Origin of the sequence: Butyrivibrio sp. LB2008, from assembly GCF_000621565.1 — a bacterium.
Taxonomy (GTDB): domain Bacteria; phylum Bacillota; class Clostridia; order Lachnospirales; family Lachnospiraceae; genus Butyrivibrio.
Map to the genome: position 1 here is coordinate 241,460 of NZ_KK211306.1, position 18,023 is coordinate 259,482.

Consider the following 18,023-nt stretch of genomic DNA (forward strand, 5'->3'; position numbering starts at 1 on the left):
ATAACTTCAACACTCTCTCCTCTTTTCATTTGCAACCTTATATGCGATCAGCTTAAGTACATATTCCGGCATGACCCTTCGCCCAAGTTCCCACTCCTGCATAGTCCTATAAGGAATTTCAAGCCACTCCGAAAATTCCTTCCTGTTCATCCCCGAGAACTCCCTAATTGCTCTAAAAACATACGCAATCCTCATACGCTCCGCATCTGCCTCGCTCCTGTCATTGAATTCAATCTCAACCTCAATACCTTCTATGTTATATTTCTCAGTTCTCATAAGCCCCTCACATATTTTGTAGTCATTGCGTGCACCAACAAATCATAATACACGCAATGACTACATGTCAAGCAAAATAATAGAACAAATTATTAAAACTACTTTCATAGAATTGCTATATTTAAGAGTATTAAAAAGCTGAATTACCAAACTACGTTCTTTTTTCATCACAAATATAATCCTTTTCACAGACAGCCCGGCCGCAAAGGTATCAACTTAGAAATGCGCTGTCTTCGGACGAGTCGATGATTTCCAAAATGAAAAAACAGATAAATGCCGATTGTTCTGAATAACATGAAATGAGGCATTTATCTGTTTTTGAATTTATGGAAATCACGACGCAGCCGTACACAGCGCATTTCCAAGTGGATACCTTTGCGGCCGGGCGTCAAGAAAGGCATATTGTAAAAAACTTACGCAGTTTCCGACTTCATTCCGGTGTAGAGCTGGTAATATCTCTGCTTCTTGGCAATGAGCTCATCATGCGTACCCTGCTCTACTATTCGTCCCTGCTCAAGGACTATTATGCAATCACTGTTCTTAACGGTAGAGAGCCTGTGAGCAATAACAAAGGTAGTTCTCCCCTTCATAAGCCTGTCCATACCGTCCTGAACAATCTTCTCTGTTCTTGTATCGATAGACGATGTAGCTTCATCGAGAATAAGTACCGGCGGATCTGCAATCGCTGCTCTCGCAATTGCAAGGAGCTGGCGCTGTCCCTGTGAAAGGTTTGCTCCATCGCCCGTGAGCATTGTATCGTACCCTTCAGGAAGCCTCTTAATAAAGCTGTGCGCGTTTGCAAGCTTAGCTGCTGCGATTACTTCTTCGTCAGTTGCATTGAGCTTGCCGTATCTGATATTGTCTTTAACCGTACCCGTAAACAAGTGCGTATCCTGAAGCACTATTCCGAGTGAACGGCGAAGATCCGCTTTTTTTATCTTATTTATATTGATATTATCATATCTGATCTTACCATCCTGAATATCATAGAATCTGTTGATCAGATTTGTTATCGTGGTCTTTCCCGCACCTGTAGAACCTACAAAAGCAATCTTCTGTCCGGGTGTGGCATGAAGAACGATATCATGAAGGACCATCTTTTCATCTGTATAACCAAAATCCACACCGTTGAAAGTTACATCACCCTCCATCGGCTGGTATGTTGTCGTATCTGTAGCCTTGTGATAGTGCTTCCAAGCCCAGCGTCCCGTATGATGATCGGCCTCTTTTATCTCACCGTTTTCTTCAATCGCATCGACAAGCATTACATAGCCTTCATCTGTCTCAGGCTCAGCATCGAGAAGCTTAAAGATACGATCCGCACCCGCAAGAGCCATTACTATTGAATTAAGCTGCATGCTGACCTGGTTAATCGGCATACTGAAGTTTCTGTTAAATGTAAGGAACGATGCAAGCGCACCAACCGTGAAGCCTACGGCAATACTATCAGAAAGAGCTATCGCACCGCCGACCATAGCACAGATAACATAACTTGTATTTCCGAGCTGCGCATTGATGGGACCAAGCGATCCCGAAAATGCGTTAGCTTTAAATGCGCTGTTGCAAAGAGCTTCATTAAGCTCATCAAATTTCGCGATGCTCTCATCCTCGTGATTAAATACCTTAATAACCTTCTGTCCCGTCATCATCTCTTCAATGTAGCCGTTAAGTGCACCGAGATTCTTTTGCTGCTCCACAAAGTTCTTTCCGGAAGCCTTGGTCGCCATAGCTGAGCAAAAAAGCATAACTCCGACCATGAACAGCGTCACAAAAGTAAGCGGTACGCTTAAAATAAACATTGATATGAGCACACTAAAAATTGTGATCACACTGCTGATCAGCTGAGGAATACTCTGACTGATCATCTGTCTGAGTGTATCAATGTCATTTGTGTAGATTGACATGATATCACCGTGCGCGTGTGTATCAAAATACTTTATGGGAAGGCTCTCCATGTGTGTAAAAAGCTCCTCACGAAGTCTTCTGAGCGTTCCCTGGTTGATATATACCATTACTCTTGCCTGAATATATGCTGCCAACGCGCCAAGAGCATAAAATACCGCAACTTTTCCTATCGCCCCAAGAAGAGGTCCGAAACCATCGATTTTACCATCAAGCATTGGCTGTATATATAAGTCAATAAGATTTTTTGTAAAAAAAGTTCCCTGTATATTTGCCGCAACCGTTATAAGTATGCACACAAAAACAGTAACCATGTGAACGGGATAATATTTAAACACATATCCCATCAATCTCAAAAAAAGAGCTCCGGGATTCTCAATCTTTGGTCTGGGCATACCGCGTCTGTTACCACCGCCCGGTCCGACTTTTATCTCTTTTGTTTCTTCTGCCATCTTGAATCCTCCTTAAGCCTGCTTATCGAAATCCGCATTCGCACCACCGGTCTGCGATTCGTATACTTCTCTGTAAATAGTGTTATTTTTAAGAAGTTCCTCATGTGTCCCAAATCCGCTGACCTGACCGTCATCCATAACAATTATTCTGTCGCAATCCTGAACCGAAGCAATTCTCTGTGCAATGATAAGCTTGGTCGTCCCGGGAATCTCCTCTGCAAATGCCTTTCTGATCTTGGCATCCGTAGCAGTGTCAACAGCACTGGTTGAATCATCAAGTATGAGAATCTTGGGCTTTTTAAGCAGTGCTCTGGCAATACAAAGTCTCTGCCTCTGACCACCTGAAACATTCGATCCGCCCTGCTCTATAAATGTTTCATAGCCATCAGGCATTCTCTCTATAAATTCATCTGCGCAAGCCATCTTGCAGGCTCTTATGCAATCCTCTTTTGTCGCATTCTTATCGCCCCATCTGAGGTTATCCAATATGGTTCCGGAGAAAAGAACATTCTTCTGAAGCACAACGGACACCTGATCTCTAAGCGCCGTCATATCATACTCTTTTACATCAACTCCGCCAACTTTAACGACACCATCCGTTACATCGTAAAGTCTGCTGATAAGATTGACCAAAGAAGACTTAGCGGAACCTGTTCCTCCGATAATTCCGATTGTTTCACCGGGTTTGATATCAATATTTATATCTTTTAGCACAGGCTCTTCCGAAGTCGTATTATATGCAAAATTAACATGCTCAAAGCTGATGCTTCCATCAGCCACAAACATAACGGGCTTATACGCATTTGTGATATCGGGTGTCTCTTCCAAAACTTCCGCAATACGCTTTCCGCTTGCCTGCGCCATTGTGAGCATTACAAAGATAATAGCAAGGAACATCATGCTCATAAGAATATTCATGCAATATGCAAGAAGTCCCATAAGCTCACCTGTTGTAAGGCTTCCCGCAACGATCATATGTGCCCCCACCCAGCTGATAAGAAGTATACATGCATAAACGGTTGCTGTCATCATAGGCCCCATCTTAATAACGTTCATCTCGGCCCTTACAAACATGTTGTAGATATTGCCCGCAGCTTTTTTGAACTTATCATTCTCATAGTCTTCACGAACATAAGCCTTTACAACCCTGATAGCAGACACGTTCTCCTGAACGCTCTCATTAAGTCCGTCATATTTTTCAAAAACTTCTTTGAAATAAACTGTTGCCTTACTCATGATCAAAACCATGAACGCAGCAAGAATACCTACAGCAACAAGGTATATCGTCGCAAGTCTTGGATTTATCACAAATGACATTACCATAGCAAATACAACTGTCGCAGGTGCTCTCATAGCCATTCTAAGAAGCATCATATATGCATTCTGAATATTGGTGACATCGGTAGTCAGCCTTGTTACAAGGCCTGATGTCGAGAATTTGTCTATATTGGAAAAAGAAAAAGTCTGAATATTATCAAACATGGCTTTTCTAAGGTTCTTTGCAAGTCCCGTGGAAGCCTTTGATCCGTAATATGCTCCTCCAATTCCGGCAGCAAGTCCAAACAGAGCGATCACCAGCATCATGATACCCACTCTGAAAATATATGCCATATTTCCACCGTTTACTCCATTATCAACAATATCGCCCATAAGTCTGGGTATTATCATCTCCGCCGCAACTTCACCGATCATACATATCGGCGTCAAAATAGATACGAGCTTATATTCTTTTAGTTCTTTACCTAGTGTCTTTATCATAGCCTCTCTCCTATAGTAATCTCCAATCAAGTATTATATAACCAAAATAAATTGTGTTCAATCGATTTTATAGTTATTTAATAGACTAAAAAGAGCATTTCGCTCGCGAAATGCTAGCGCGCGAGCGGATTGCGTAAGCAATATATTCCTTACCGCGAGCTGCGCATCACTGCGGAGCGTTTTTTATTTGATAGGAATTTCCTATCAAATAAAAACGCACCATCTTCCATATCTGGGAAAGACGGTGCTTTTAATTAACCTATCATACTAATTAAGCTACAGGTGCTTCTTCAGGCTGAGGTGCCGGAACAGCTTCAGGCGCAGGTGCGGGAGCTTCCGGTACTGCTTCGGGCTGGGGCTCCGGAGCAACAGGTGCTGCAGGCTGAGGAGCAAGAATATCAAGATGATATCCTGTTTCATCATAAGCTGCCTGTATCATAACATCATGATCAAATACATTTCTGAATCTGAAATCTTTTCTTGTTCTGTATGCAATAGCTGCATCATCTCCCTGTGCATAGTAGTCTACAGGCTGTGAATGATTATGTCTTTCAACAATCTTGCAGCCTGCATTCTTTGCCGCATGGTAAAGAGCGCTGCTTATCTTGCATACGCCTCCGCCGTAGTCATATCCACCTACAACATGAGCTATAACATATCCTTTTTCAGGAGGTGTTCCTCTTCCGATAGTATTTGCATATGAAAAAGTTTCTCCGGGCTTTACGATGCGTCCGTTGATATAGCCGCATGCAACTCTTGCATTTACGTTGTTGGAATCCTCATTAGCAGGGTACAAAACAATATCTTCATGACCGATGCTTGCCCATGCTATAGCTTCAGGTGCGGGAGCAGGTGCTTCAATTGCAGGTTGCTCGGGAGCTACAGTAGTTTCAGCAGTAGCCTCGGCAGTATTCTCTGTTACTGCGGGAGCTTCAATTGTCTCTGTAATAACTTCCTGCTCACATTCAGTAAATGTCTCTTCCATATGTACAGAAACTTCTTCAGATGTTTTTACATTACCATTTCCGGTGATTGATACGCAGATCATTGGCAATACGATTGCCATAGCAAGTCTTTTCTTTTTCATGTCAATCTTAATTCCTTTTTCATTAGTCTAAGTAAATATGGGGTTCTCACCAGGATCGCTGTTGTTTGAAAACGAAGAGTTGCTTTGCAACTCTTTGCGCGTCGATGTGCGCAAGCTTTAGCTTGCATAATACTTCTGCGCATCGGTCGCATCCATAGCGGAGCGTTTTTTATTTGATAGGATTTTCCTATCAAATAAAAAAGCGATGCTTACGCATCGCTATCAGTTCAATTGCAACTGGCTATCCTTTCGGACCCTATAGCTTTGCGTCATTAGATTTCTCTAACTTTGCCTACAAATATTCACATATTTATCTATATATAGTTCTTTTTTCGTGAAAGCAGAGTAATTATAACCCATGGTATATCTAAAGTCCATACTAAATCACGTAATTATTCATGAAAAATTTAAGACTGTCAAAACGCTAAACCGATAACCGGAAATCAAAGAAAATTTGAGCAAAATTTCTATATCAATTTACGTAATACCCAATACCTTCAAGGTCACTTCCTCTGGCAGGCTTCATGAAGTTGATATTGGGAAGCACTCCATTTGCGCCTCTGGGTGCAGAAAGCTGAGAAGCATCAAGGCTTTCAAAATCATCATTGGTGCAAGTATAAGCACTGTTCCATGAGCAGCTTCCAACCTTTGTTCCCTTTCCGACATTGGAAACTTTACCGTTTAAAGAAATATTGCATCTGAGGAACTCTCTTGTTCCCGGGATATCTTTCGAATCACTCGGGCTGACTCTCTCAAGCATATTGTAATTGCTTCCTGAATTACCGTATGCAACGTTATTGGTCCAGTTTGCCGACTGTCCGGGCTGATGATTTGCATAGAATCCATTGGAAGCATTATTTACTGCGATGCAGTGAGTTACTGTATGTACAGGAACTGTATTCGGGACTTTTCCCGTTCCGTAGCCGCCAATCTTAAATCCATTTGAATCTCCGCCTTTTCTCATATCAAAAGCCCAGCAGTATTCAAAAGTATTTGCACCTTTTGATGTAATACAGTCAAATCCATCATCGCCGCAAGCCCATGCCCTGCACTGCCTGAAAGCAACACTCTGTCCATGCGCTCCGAATCCATCGGTATTTGAATTGGATGTGCGATTTGGAGTATTGAGATTATAGGCGTCACACTTTATGCACTCTCCGCTTCCGTTATTGCAGAAATAAAAACCGTTTGCCTGTGCATCGAAACATGTTATCTGATTGAATGTTGCATTTCCCTCAACCCTAAAGCACTCGGACTGCTTCTGATTTCCTACAGGAACTCCCGTAACTTTAAAGCAAAGAAAATATACTCCTTTTACTCCGCTCTTTATATGAAATGCCGCTACTCTCTTATCCGTGGGCACTCTCGAAAAATCAAAGACAGGTACATCCTTGGAAGTATAAGCTCTGTAAGTAATATTGCTCTTCGTAAACTCATTTACATAGTTATAATTGTTGTCCCTAGCCGCAATAGCAAAGTCATTGTACGTACCGCCCATAATATAAACGGTATCTCCCGAAGAAGCCGCATCCTGCGCTCTCATCAAACTCTTAAAAGGCGAAGACGTAGATGTACCGGCATTTGAATCATTTCCCGACGGAGAAACGTACCAGTCTGCCGCATAAGCACAGCAATCAAACTTAATAAATAAACATAAGCAAAATGCTGTGATCAACGCGTATTTAAACTTAATAAAAAAATCTCTCATGCAAAAATATCCCCAATCTTTTTGTTAATAATATTGTAATGTCCTTGCATGAGATTTTCATCCGCATATGCCTTATAAAATTATCAAAACATATCATTTAAAACCACATTTCAATTTTAGATATTATTTTCAATTGTAAATTTAACCGTTTCTCCACAATCCGTACATTGATATGGTCCGTTTTTCAAATTTCCGCCTCTTCTAAAAGCATAAATAAATGCTTGCATATAGTCATTACTTCACTTTATTCTTTTCATTATAAAGTGATATCTTTTTCCCACACTGGAACTCATGTAGAAGTTCAACCTTCACGCCATAACATTCAGATATAAATTCAGATTTTTCCTCCGGAATTCCGTTATCTATATAAAATTCAAGCACTTCTCTCTTATCGGGAAGAAAATCCTCTTTTACAATTTTTTTGTTTTTTACCTTTAGAAGAACCTTCTCTTCAGACTTATAGAATCCTGTTATGTTTCTTTGAAGAAGCTCTATCCTTGAGAACGGCTTTTTTCTCTCTTCCGAGAAAAACATACTGTTTCCGGAATCAAATATCGGCGCAGGATCTATAAGCTTTAATGACTCCGCATCTCTTAATACACCAAAATTATAAAGATGTTCATCTGTATTGCTGATTACAAAATCAGTCAAAGTCTGATAATCCATAAACTCTTGCATAACATCTCTGTCAATTCCGTTACTTGCACAAATGTTTATATATCCATCATACAAAGCCGTTTCATTAGAAATACTCTGCGACTCCACAACTTCATATGCAGGAATAAATTCTAAGCTATCCGAGGTAAAAGAGTCGCAGGTACTCTGCGTTTGTTCATCATTTAAACGTAAAACTTCATATCTCACAAAAGGCATTTTGCTATTCTGCCTTTCATGTACGAGCGTAGCAAACGCCTCATTTACGCCCTGCTGTCCCTTATGCGTCAGTGATGTTTTAACAAGTTTAGGTGCCTCTGCATTAAGATCCCAGTATTTTTCCATCTGCCCACCAAGTGAGGCATTCGGATCATATGAAACCTCATCATGATAAGGAAGCAATCCTTCATTTATGCCAAGTTGATTTCGTAGTTTTACCTTGTCCCAAGATAAGCTCATATCCACAGGACATACCCAATACGAATCTGTCATTGATAATCCGAGATTTTTAGCCAGATATTCGGAAGAGCTGGCACAACCTGAATTCTTAATCACTTCATCCATAAGCTTTCTGGAACCCGGAATAGCTCTTTGCTTCCACCATATCTTCATCTTATTTAGATCGGCGGTCCCCAAAAAAGGTACCGCTTCAGAAATATATGTCGCAAAATTAGTCAGATTTCCCGCAACATCAATTTCAACAAGTCCAACTTTTTTGTCCTTATGCATAAGTTCATAGATCATATTATTTTCGAACATTGGAAAGCTCCTTTGCATATGCTTCAAATCTTTTTCCCTGAAGAAATCTGTCTATATTCCACTCAGCGATGGTCGGATACTCAGTTTGTTTACTTGGTAAATTAAGCTTAAGTCCCGTATCAATAACAACATGCTCACCATTGTAATCAAAATTAAGCTGCATGGAACCGTTGCAGTTCTTCCACATGTATTTAATTCCCTTATATTCACCGCAAGTATTATCAAGAAGCGGATATGGATCAAGCAGGCAAAAGAAATCCTCTCCAATCACCGCAGATAACCTAAGAATAGTAACCGTCGCGCAATTATTTACACTCTGCTTGCCATTAAACAATGCATTTATCGTCGAGAACGGAACTCCGCTCTCTTTCGCTATTTTGTACTGTGATTTATTTGACTTTTTTACTGCCTCAATAAAATTTTCATTCATAACGCCCGCTCCTTATATAACATTATTCTGTTATATTATAACAATATAATGTTATAAATCAAAAAACAAGTTTCCTATTATAAATTTTTTCCATAAAATCCCAAAAGTGCTATAATCAAAAATCGGTGCGTCTGCACTATCGATTCACTCAGTTAATAAAGGAGATATCAAAGAAATGCTCTGGATAGGACTTGTCTTATTCTACGGAATAGTAAAGGGATTCCGTGATGTTGTAAAAAAGAAAGCGCTGACAAAAAATACCGTAATGGAAGTGCTTTTTGTATATACCTTCCTTACTTTTTTATTCTGCATACCGGAGGCGCCCGCGGCATTTAAAGGATTTCCTCCGAAATATTTTTTCCTGATCGCGATAAAGAGTTTTGTAATATTCATAGCGTGGATATGCTCGTTTAAGGCACTTGACAATATCCCCATCAGCTTATACGGAGTTCTTGACCTCTCAAGGATTCTCTTTTCAACTGCGTTCGGAATATTTGTGTTAAAAGAAAAAGGCTCAATTTATTCAACTGTCGGCCTTCTACTCATACTCTTCGGGCTCTTGTTCTTAAAGATCTATCCCGAAATGAAAAAGCGTTCCGACACCCTCGGAACATACAAGGCAGAAAAAATACCACCCATATATGTATGGATGGTACTTGCTTCCTGTATTTGCAATGCGATATCCGGATGCCTCGATAAAATATACATGAAGGATATCAATTCTTCTCAGCTTCAGTTTTGGTACATGTTTTATCTTGTGATCTTCTACGGCATGTATTTTGTCGTAAGACGCATCAAGATAAGTTCTTCCGTGTGGAAGAACGGCTGGATCTGGATACTCAGTTTCCTGTTCTTTATTGCGGACAAAGCGCTGTTTATCGCCAATTCTTACGCTGATTCGAAGGTCATAATAATGACTTTACTTAAACAATCCGCCTGCATCGTCTCTATCATATGCGGAAAGTTTATCTTCAAGGAAAAAAATATCGGCTACAAGATCTTTTGTGCGGCTATCATACTCGTAGGTCTTGTAATAAGCATGATTGGGCAGTAAACAATATAGTTTTTCCATTAACAAAAAGAGGATTCGCACTAAGTGATTAAATTAGTGCAAGTCCTCTTTTTTCGTGCAGAGCACTTATCAAAGTATTAAAATAATTTGCGTCAACTATGCAAAGCTTATTCACAGCGCTTCTTTCATAGATTTTACGTACTCCCCGACATACTTCGGAGCTTCTTTTCCATACTTCTCAAGAATCTTGATTATCGCAGAACCAACAATAGCGCCGTCAGATATCGCCGCCATCTTTGCTGCCTGCTCAGGTGTTGATATTCCAAAGCCTATAGCACATGGAATATCGGTATTCTCACGAATTACTTTTACGATAGAATCAAGGTCTGTCTTAATCTCAGATCTGGTTCCCGTTACGCCAAGACTTGATACGATGTAGATAAAGCCCTGTGCCTCTTTAGCGATCATTGAAATTCTGTTCTCTGATGTAGGCGCGATAAGCGAAATAAGGTCCACTCCGTATTTATCGCAGACAGGAGAAAACTCCTCTTTTTCCTCAAACGGAAGATCGGGAAGTATTATTCCGTCTACGCCCGTCTCTTTGCAGAGCGAGATGAATTTCTCAGAACCATATGAAAATACTACGTTTGCATATGTCATAAACACAAAAGGTGCATCTGTTTCTTTTCTGAGTTCCCTTACAAGATCAAAAACCTTATCGGTAGTAACTCCTCCTGCCAGCGCGCGGATATTTGCACCCTGAATTACAGGTCCCTCGGCTGTGGGATCGGAAAAAGGTATTCCGAGCTCTATAAGATCTGCACCGTTTTTGCATGCTTCAAGAACAACTTTTTTGGTGGTCTCAAGGTCGGGATCTCCACATGTGATGAAGGCGATGAATGCCTTGCCGTTTTCAAATGCTTTCTTAATGTTACTCATGGATATCCTCCCCTCTGTAGCGAGCGATTGCTGCGCAGTCCTTATCTCCTCTTCCCGAGATTGTTACAACGATGATCTTGTCTTTGTCATACTCTTTTGCGACCTTCATAGCATAGGCAACCGCATGAGCAGACTCAATTGCGGGGATGATTCCCTCTGTGCGTGAAAGATATTCAAAAGCATTAACAGCCTCGTCGTCAGTCACAGGCACATACTCAGCTCTCTTGATATCATGAAGGTATGCGTGCTCAGGTCCGACACCGGGATAATCAAGTCCTGCGGATATCGAGTAAACAGGCGCAATCTGGCCGTACTCATCCTGGCAGAAGTATGACTTCATTCCGTGGAAAATTCCCACTCTTCCTGTATTGACGGTCGCTGCAGTCTCGAAAGTATCGATTCCGCGTCCTGCTGCCTCGCAGCCGATAAGCCTGACTTCCTTATCTTCTATAAAGTTATAGAAACTTCCGATAGCGTTTGATCCGCCGCCGACACAGGCAATAACAGCATCGGGAAGTCTTCCCTCTTTTTCAAGAATCTGCTGTTTAGTCTCCTTAGAGATAACAGACTGAAAATCTCTTACTATTGTTGGGAACGGATGAGGTCCCATGACAGATCCGAGGCAGTAGTGCGTATCGTCAATTCTTGAAGTCCACTCTCTCATTGCCTCTGAAACGGCGTCCTTAAGTGTTGCAGTTCCTGACTTAACAGGGATAACTTCTGCGCCGAGAAGTCTCATTCTGTACACGTTAAGAGCCTGTCTCTTCGTATCCTCTTCGCCCATGAATACAACACATTCCATTCCCATAAGAGCTGCAGCCGTAGCTGTCGCAACACCGTGCTGTCCGGCGCCTGTCTCAGCTATGAGCCTTGTTTTTCCCATTTTTTTGGCCAAAAGAGCCTGTCCGAGAACGTTATTTATCTTGTGAGAGCCGGTATGATTGAGATCCTCTCTCTTAAGATAGATCTTTGCTCCGCCAAGGTCCTTTGTCATCTTCTCAGCGTAGTAAAGGCGTGAAGGTCTTCCCGCATATTCATTTAAAAGCTCTGTGAGCTCTGCGTTGAACTCAGGATCGTTCTTGTAATGATTGTAAGCTTCTTCAAGCTCTATTACTGCATTCATAAGTGTCTCGGGTATATACTGTCCGCCGTGTATACCGAAACGTCCATTTTTATTGGTCATGGTACATCCTTTCACAAAAAATGTTTTTTATTCATATAATCGCAGATTCCTGCGCATTAGCGTGCTGATACGATAGATCTTTCGCAATTTATTTATCTGATTGTCATCGTGTCTTCATACTAATTTCTTGCGTTCCCGACAAATCTCTCCATCTTGATTCTGTCTTTTTTGCCATCCGTCTCTATACCTGAACTAACATCAACCGCATAGGGCGCCACAGCCCTCACAGCTTCCGCAACATTATCGGGATCAAGCCCTCCGGCGAGGAAAAAATCTCTTTTTATCCCTTCAAGTATCTTCCAGTCGAACGCTTTTCCGGTTCCCTGACCGGAATCGATAAGCACATAGTCGGCATCCGATTTCTCGATATCCGCAATATCGCCGCTACTCTTAACCTGAAACGCCTTGATAACGGGCTTATCCGTCAATTTCCTAAGCTTTGCAATATAGCTGTTATCTTCACTTCCGTGGAGCTGTGCGATATCTATAATACCATTATTTAGAAGATCTGCGACAACTTTCGCATCTTCATCGACAAAAACACCGACAGCCTTTATGTCCGGATCCAGAAGCTCTTTTAACTCTGCTGCCTTATCTTTACTTACATTTCTCTTACTCTTTTCCCATATGACAAAGCCAATGAACTCGGGCTTTAAAGCATTCGCGGCTTCTATATCCGAAACCGATGAAAGCCCGCAAAGTTTTATCTTGGGGCGCTTATATATTTTATTTACCGCCATGAAATCTTCCTTCTTGAGCCAAACTTCCATGAGTTATCATAGAATTCCCTTTAATTCATCAAGCTTAGCCTTCTTATCTGCTGCTCTCATCAGCGTTTCGCCTATAAGTACCGCATCCGCGCCGATTTTTCTAAGCTTTGCTACATCTTCCGCCGTCTTTACACCGCTTTCGGAAACAAAGACCGAACTTGAAGGGATTATCTTTCTGAGCCTCTCGCTGTTTGAAGTATCAACGCTAAAGTCCTTAAGATTGCGGTTGTTTACTCCAATTATGGAAGTTCCGAGCGCGACGGCTCTTTTGACCTCTTCCTCATCATGAGTCTCGACAAGAGCAGAAAGTCCAAGGTCGTTACATATTCCAAGATACTTCTCTATAGCCGCATCATCAAGGATCGAGCAGATGAGAAGCACCGCCGAAGCGCCGAGTACTTTAGCTTCGTAGATCATGTACTCATCTACCGTAAAATCTTTTCTGATGCAGGGAATCTTTACAGTATCTGTAATTTCCTTAAGATACTCATCTTTTCCCAGGAACCACTTTGGCTCTGTTAATACGGAAATGCAGTCAGCGCCGGCCTTCTCGTACTCTTTTGCAATCTCCAGATAAGGAAAATCCTCAGCAATTATTCCTTTTGAAGGAGAAGCTTTTTTACACTCGCAGATAAAAGAAATATCATCCCTTCTAAGATTCTTTTCAAAAAGAAAATCTCCCTTGGGCATCGCAAGTGCCTTCTGCTTTACTTCTTCCAAAGAAACCGTCTCTTTGGCTATATCAACTCTTTTTCTCGCATATGCCGCGAGTTCATCCAAAATAGTCATAGTCATTTACCTGTTACTTACTTCAATAAGTTTCTCAAGTGTCTCATAAGCTTTGCCTGAATCAATTAGCTCCGCCGCAAGCTTTACTCCCGCTTCGAAGCTATCTGCTTTTCCGCCGATGTAAAGAGATGCTCCCGCATTTAAAAGAACCGCATCGCGCTTGGGGCCTTTTTCGCCTTTTAAGATTTTTCTTGTGATCTCGGCATTTTCTTCAGGTGTTCCGCCTACAAGTTCCTCTTTCTTGCATGTTGTAAGGCCAAAATCCTCAGGCTTTATAACATATGATTTGTACCATCCGTCTCTGATCTCGCAGATTGCTGTTGGAGCGCTGAGTGAGATTTCATCGAGCTTGTCCTGTCCGTAAACTACCATACCTCTCTCAACTCCGAGGCTTACAAGAACTCTTGCAAGGGGTTCAACGAGATACTCATCGTAAACACCAAGAAGCTGCATCTTGGGTGATCCGGGATTTGTAAGGGGGCCGAGGATGTTGAACACCGTTCTGAATCCGAGTTCTTTTCTGATTGCGCCTACATACTTCATTGACGTGTGATATTTCTGGGCAAAGAAGAAGCACATTCCTGCTTCCTTTAAAAGTTCGATACATTTCTCGGGATCCTGCTGAATGTTTACGCCAAGTGCCTCAAGACAGTCAGCTGTTCCGCACTTTGAAGAAGCCGCCCTGTTTCCGTGCTTTGCAACTTTCATTCCGCCTGCTGCCGCAACAAGTGCAGATGTAGTTGAAATATTAAAGCTCTGAGCGTTGTCTCCGCCTGTTCCTACGATCTCGAAGATATCCATTCCGGTGTCAACTTTGGTCGCATGGTCTCTCATAGCTGCTGCACAACCTGCGATCTCATCTGTTGTCTCAGCCTTTGCTGACTTTGTGGAAAGAGCTGACAAAAAAGCTGCATTCTGTGTAGGTGTTGTCTCTCCTCCCATGATCTCATTCATTACTGCATAAGCCTCATCATATGTAAGGTCTTCTTTGTTTACGATCTTTACTATTGCTTCTTTAATCATTGCTGTTGCCTCCTGTTATATCTTTTATATTTTCCATTACATAGTTTTTTAGATAATCTATGTTCTCACGAAATCCGCAGCTAGTGCGGATTTCTGTAATTTCATTTAAGATGTCATATCTTGCTGTAAATGACATATGATCGACGAATTATGTACTTATAAAGTTCTTAAGCATCTCTTTTCCCTCGGGAGTCATTATCGACTCGGGATGAAACTGCACTCCGTATATGGGATACTCTTTGTGCTGAACTGCCATGATCTCGCCGTCGTCTGTCTTTGCGACAACTTCAAGGCACTCAGGCATTGTCTTTTCATCTGCTGCAAGTGAGTGATATCTTGCCACGCTCACCTTTTCGGGAAGCCCTTTGAACAAAGGACATTCCGCATAAAAAGATATTGTCGATTCTTTGCCGTGCATCAGCTCTTTTGCATATGTTATCGTAGCTCCGAACGCCATGCAGATGGCCTGATGGCCGAGACACACGCCAAGTGTAGGGATTTCTCTTCCAAGTTCTTTTGCAGCTTCTACGATTATTCCCGCATCTTCAGGTCTTCCGGGACCTGGTGAAATGATAAGTCTGTCAGGCTTAAGCGCCCTTATCTCATCAATTGTAAGTTCATCGTTTCTGATTACTTTGATGTCAGGCTCTATCTCACCGATCATCTGATACAGGTTATATGAAAAGCTGTCGTAGTTATCTATCAGTAAGACCATTATTCCACCTCCTGCGAAAGCTCAAGTGCTCTGAGTGAAGCCTTTGCCTTGTTGAGGCACTCCTCAAACTCTTTCTCCGGATTGGAATCGGCTACGATGCCGGCTCCGCTTCGAACGAACACTTTGCCATTCTTCTTGTAAACTATCCTTATGGCGATACATGTGTCCATGTTGCCAGTAAAATCTATATATCCAACAGCTCCGCCGTAAATTCCGCGCTTGTTGTTCTCAAGTTCTCCGATAAGCTTGCATGCCTTGATCTTGGGTGCTCCAGAAAGTGTGCCTGCGGGAAGTACCGCATTTACCGCATCTATGGCATCGAACTCTTTTCTTATAACTCCGCGCACCGTTGAACCGATGTGCATTACGTGTGAGTATCTTGTGATCTCGTGGAGCTTTTCAACTTCTACGCTTCCAAACTCGCTTATCTTGCCAAGATCGTTTCTTCCAAGGTCAACAAGCATGTTGTGCTCTGCAAGTTCTTTTTTATCCGCAAGAAGCTCTTTTTCAAGGGCCTTGTCCTCTTCCTCGGTCTCGCCTCTTTTCCTTGTTCCCGCAAGAGGGAATGTATGAAGCACGCCGTTTTCAAGTTTTACCAATGTCTCAGGTGATGCTCCCGCAACTTCCACATCTGTTCCGGAAAAATAGAACATATAGGGCGAGGGATTGATCGTTCTGAGCATTCTGTATGTATTTAGAAGGCTTCCTTCGTAGTCGGCCGAGAGCCTGTTTGAAAGGACTATCTGGAAGATGTCGCCTTCTTTGATATGATCCTTAGCTCTCTCAACCATGTCACAGTATTTTTCTTTGGTAAAAAGAGGTGTCACTTCGCCAAGAAGCTTTCCGGGCTTTTCGGTACTCTTTTCTCCCTTGTACAAAAGATCTTTTATCTTTCCAAGTTCTTCTTTGGCATTGTTATAATTCTCTTCAATGTTGCCTTCTGTCTTGATATTTATGATAAGAATTATCTTCTGTCTTACGTTGTCGAAGGCGATAACTTTATCAAAGAGCATAAGATCCAGATCCTTGAATGCGTCGGTGTCCTCTACATTGCATCTGGCAGTCGGCTCGCAGTATCCAAAGTAGTCATAAGAGAAATATCCGACAAGTCCGCCTGTAAAAGAAGGAAGGTAATCAAATCTCGGGCTCTTATACTTTGAGAGGATATCCCGAAGGTATGCATCAGGCTTATCCGTTGTTACCTTGAGGTTTCCTGCAACAAGCTCATTGTCTTTGCATGTTATCTCCATCTTGGGATCATATCCCATAAATGTATATCTTCCCCAGGTCTCATCAGCCTGCGCCGACTCAAGCATATAGCAGTGAGTCGATACGTTCTTAAGTTTTCTCATAGCTTCGATCGGAGTAATGAAGTCCGACAAAAGTTCGCAGCTTACAGGAATCACATCGTAATCACCTGCTGACGCTATCTTCTTCACTTCCTCAAACTCTGGTAAAATTTGCATCTTGCTTCCTCCTATGTATATGTGCATGCGGTCTGCGCTGTGGCTGCAAAAGGCATATATGTACAATTTTTGCTCAGATTGTGCCAAACACGTGCAAACCTTTTCTCATAATTTACATATCTCTATGTTTTGCGTTATATAGTGGCTTAGTTATATATGGATTACTACGCTTTACTCTGGTAATGCCGGCATATAAACAAAGCTCAATCATCCCCAGATAAAAACTTAGCTTTTGTTATTTTTATCTGGGATTTTCCGCAATCTTTTCCGAGATAATCCATATAATTCCAGATAAATAGCTAACTTTATGCATTTATTATCTGGAATTTTCTGTGCTTTTCTCCAAGATTCATCTTAGAAACACAGATAAATAGCATAGATTATGCATTTCTTATCTGTATTTTTCAGCTATCTTCTTCGGATATTCAATGAATTTTCCAGATAATTGATATTCGATTTACATTTTCTATCTGTGTTTTTCTCTAATTCACTCTTAGATATTCCCTAAAATCACAGATAATCGGTATCACTTATATAATTCTTATCTGTGGACATGTGATCTATTAATCATTTGGACTTTTTTTGTTTGATAGGAATTTCCTATCAAACAAAAAAGTCCTTGATAGAGCCTATACTCTATCAAGGACGAATACTTAAACTTTATCCGCGGTGCCACCTTGAATTCATGTGTTACCATGCAACTTAGCGAGATACCAACATATCTCCGGCAAATTACGCATGCCTTACGTCGTAGAATACTGGGTGAATATTTATGCTAAAAACTCATCGGAAGTTCTGCTCTCGTGCTTCGCACTCGCCAGAACAAAGTTCGATGACGAAAATCATTTTCATTGGAAGTTCCGCCCTCACTCCGTTCGACGGAACAAAGTTCTATGACGAAAATCAAAGATTTTCTATCTCACTTTTCACTTTTCACTACGCCCTCAGCGGTCCATTTGACAACTTGTTTCATGTCTGATTCTCAGCATCTCAGACTCTCTGTGTTGGCATCATTGCCGTTATCTCCGCTTCAACGGTTTAATTATTATATTAAAAAAGATGTTATACCAATAACATGTATGTGTCAAGAATTTTTATGC

Annotated in this window: 15 protein-coding genes and 1 riboswitch; of the genes, 1 reads left to right on the forward strand and 14 read right to left on the reverse strand. The window is 41.5% G+C overall.

What is annotated here, in order from left to right:
- Positions 1-6: 6 nt before the first annotated feature.
- The 7 genes from T356_RS0113660 to T356_RS21325 all read right to left on the reverse strand — a co-directional run bounded on the left by T356_RS0113660 (position 7) and on the right by T356_RS21325 (position 9,026).
- On the reverse strand, positions 7-276 hold the full coding sequence (locus T356_RS0113660; RefSeq protein ID WP_242846614.1) for a helix-turn-helix domain-containing protein: 270 nt from the start codon (positions 274-276) through the stop codon (positions 7-9).
- Positions 277-689: 413 nt separating this feature from the next.
- The gene (locus tag T356_RS0113665; protein ID WP_026514964.1) at positions 690-2,630 is read right to left on the reverse strand and encodes an ABC transporter ATP-binding protein; all 1,941 of its coding nucleotides are present in this window, start codon (positions 2,628-2,630) and stop codon (positions 690-692) included.
- Positions 2,631-2,642: 12 nt separating this feature from the next.
- The gene (locus T356_RS0113670) at positions 2,643-4,388 is read right to left on the reverse strand and encodes an ABC transporter ATP-binding protein (RefSeq protein ID WP_026514965.1); all 1,746 of its coding nucleotides are present in this window, start codon (positions 4,386-4,388) and stop codon (positions 2,643-2,645) included.
- 271 nt (positions 4,389-4,659) lie between these two features.
- Complete coding sequence (locus T356_RS20535; protein WP_051563448.1) at positions 4,660-5,475, reverse strand: VanW family protein; 816 nt, start codon at positions 5,473-5,475, stop codon at positions 4,660-4,662.
- Between the two features lie 229 nt (positions 5,476-5,704).
- A riboswitch (cyclic di-GMP riboswitch) is annotated at positions 5,705-5,778 on the reverse strand.
- A gap of 169 nt (positions 5,779-5,947) precedes the next feature.
- Positions 5,948-7,183 (reverse strand): right-handed parallel beta-helix repeat-containing protein, encoded by a 1,236-nt coding sequence (locus tag T356_RS0113680; protein WP_026514966.1) that lies wholly within the window; start codon positions 7,181-7,183, stop codon positions 5,948-5,950.
- 234 nt (positions 7,184-7,417) lie between these two features.
- The gene (locus T356_RS0113685) at positions 7,418-8,596 is read right to left on the reverse strand and encodes a hypothetical protein (RefSeq protein ID WP_026514967.1); all 1,179 of its coding nucleotides are present in this window, start codon (positions 8,594-8,596) and stop codon (positions 7,418-7,420) included.
- A complete protein-coding gene (locus T356_RS21325) occupies positions 8,583-9,026 on the reverse strand; it encodes a helix-turn-helix domain-containing protein (RefSeq protein ID WP_026514968.1) in 444 nt (147 codons plus the stop codon). The genes T356_RS0113685 and T356_RS21325 overlap by 14 nt, the downstream gene beginning before the upstream one ends.
- A 175-nt stretch (positions 9,027-9,201) precedes the next feature.
- On the opposite strand from T356_RS21325, the gene T356_RS0113695 reads away from it, so the two are divergent.
- A complete protein-coding gene (locus tag T356_RS0113695) occupies positions 9,202-10,080 on the forward strand; it encodes an EamA family transporter (RefSeq protein WP_026514969.1) in 879 nt (292 codons plus the stop codon).
- Positions 10,081-10,209: 129 nt separating this feature from the next.
- On the opposite strand, the gene trpA is transcribed toward T356_RS0113695, so the two are convergent.
- The 7 genes from trpA to trpE all read right to left on the reverse strand — a co-directional run bounded on the left by trpA (position 10,210) and on the right by trpE (position 16,923).
- On the reverse strand, positions 10,210-10,977 hold the full coding sequence (trpA, locus tag T356_RS0113700; protein WP_026514970.1) for a tryptophan synthase subunit alpha: 768 nt from the start codon (positions 10,975-10,977) through the stop codon (positions 10,210-10,212).
- On the reverse strand, positions 10,970-12,160 hold the full coding sequence (trpB, locus tag T356_RS0113705; protein WP_026514971.1) for a tryptophan synthase subunit beta: 1,191 nt from the start codon (positions 12,158-12,160) through the stop codon (positions 10,970-10,972). The genes trpA and trpB overlap by 8 nt, the downstream gene beginning before the upstream one ends.
- A gap of 119 nt (positions 12,161-12,279) precedes the next feature.
- Positions 12,280-12,900, reverse strand: a complete 621-nt coding sequence (locus T356_RS0113710) for a phosphoribosylanthranilate isomerase (RefSeq protein ID WP_026514972.1) — start codon at positions 12,898-12,900, stop codon at positions 12,280-12,282.
- A gap of 36 nt (positions 12,901-12,936) precedes the next feature.
- Positions 12,937-13,719, reverse strand: coding sequence for an indole-3-glycerol phosphate synthase TrpC (gene trpC, locus T356_RS0113715; RefSeq protein WP_026514973.1), 783 nt, complete (start codon positions 13,717-13,719; stop codon positions 12,937-12,939).
- Positions 13,720-13,725: 6 nt separating this feature from the next.
- The gene (gene trpD / locus T356_RS0113720; protein ID WP_026514974.1) at positions 13,726-14,742 is read right to left on the reverse strand and encodes an anthranilate phosphoribosyltransferase; all 1,017 of its coding nucleotides are present in this window, start codon (positions 14,740-14,742) and stop codon (positions 13,726-13,728) included.
- A 148-nt stretch (positions 14,743-14,890) separates the two neighbouring features.
- Positions 14,891-15,457, reverse strand: a complete 567-nt coding sequence (locus tag T356_RS0113730) for an anthranilate synthase component II (RefSeq protein WP_026514975.1) — start codon at positions 15,455-15,457, stop codon at positions 14,891-14,893.
- A complete protein-coding gene (gene trpE, locus T356_RS0113735) occupies positions 15,457-16,923 on the reverse strand; it encodes an anthranilate synthase component I (protein ID WP_026514976.1) in 1,467 nt (488 codons plus the stop codon). The genes T356_RS0113730 and trpE overlap by 1 nt, the downstream gene beginning before the upstream one ends.
- Positions 16,924-18,023: the final 1,100 nt, after the last annotated feature.

Coding starts and splice junctions, on each gene's coding strand:
- trpB (WP_026514971.1), bottom strand. CDS start 12,160: ATGACCAATAAAAATGGACGTTTCGGTATACACGGCGGACAGTATATA.
- trpD (WP_026514974.1), bottom strand. CDS start 14,742: ATGATTAAAGAAGCAATAGTAAAGATCGTAAACAAAGAAGACCTTACA.
- T356_RS0113685 (WP_026514967.1), bottom strand. CDS start 8,596: ATGTTCGAAAATAATATGATCTATGAACTTATGCATAAGGACAAAAAA.
- T356_RS0113670 (WP_026514965.1), bottom strand. CDS start 4,388: ATGATAAAGACACTAGGTAAAGAACTAAAAGAATATAAGCTCGTATCT.
- T356_RS0113730 (WP_026514975.1), bottom strand. CDS start 15,457: ATGGTCTTACTGATAGATAACTACGACAGCTTTTCATATAACCTGTAT.
- trpA (WP_026514970.1), bottom strand. CDS start 10,977: ATGAGTAACATTAAGAAAGCATTTGAAAACGGCAAGGCATTCATCGCC.
- T356_RS21325 (WP_026514968.1), bottom strand. CDS start 9,026: ATGAATGAAAATTTTATTGAGGCAGTAAAAAAGTCAAATAAATCACAG.
- T356_RS0113660 (WP_242846614.1), bottom strand. CDS start 276: ATGAGAACTGAGAAATATAACATAGAAGGTATTGAGGTTGAGATTGAA.
- T356_RS0113710 (WP_026514972.1), bottom strand. CDS start 12,900: ATGGCGGTAAATAAAATATATAAGCGCCCCAAGATAAAACTTTGCGGG.
- trpC (WP_026514973.1), bottom strand. CDS start 13,719: ATGACTATTTTGGATGAACTCGCGGCATATGCGAGAAAAAGAGTTGAT.
- T356_RS0113665 (WP_026514964.1), bottom strand. CDS start 2,630: ATGGCAGAAGAAACAAAAGAGATAAAAGTCGGACCGGGCGGTGGTAAC.
- T356_RS0113695 (WP_026514969.1), top strand. CDS start 9,202: ATGCTCTGGATAGGACTTGTCTTATTCTACGGAATAGTAAAGGGATTC.
- trpE (WP_026514976.1), bottom strand. CDS start 16,923: ATGCAAATTTTACCAGAGTTTGAGGAAGTGAAGAAGATAGCGTCAGCA.
- T356_RS20535 (WP_051563448.1), bottom strand. CDS start 5,475: ATGAAAAAGAAAAGACTTGCTATGGCAATCGTATTGCCAATGATCTGC.
- T356_RS0113680 (WP_026514966.1), bottom strand. CDS start 7,183: ATGAGAGATTTTTTTATTAAGTTTAAATACGCGTTGATCACAGCATTT.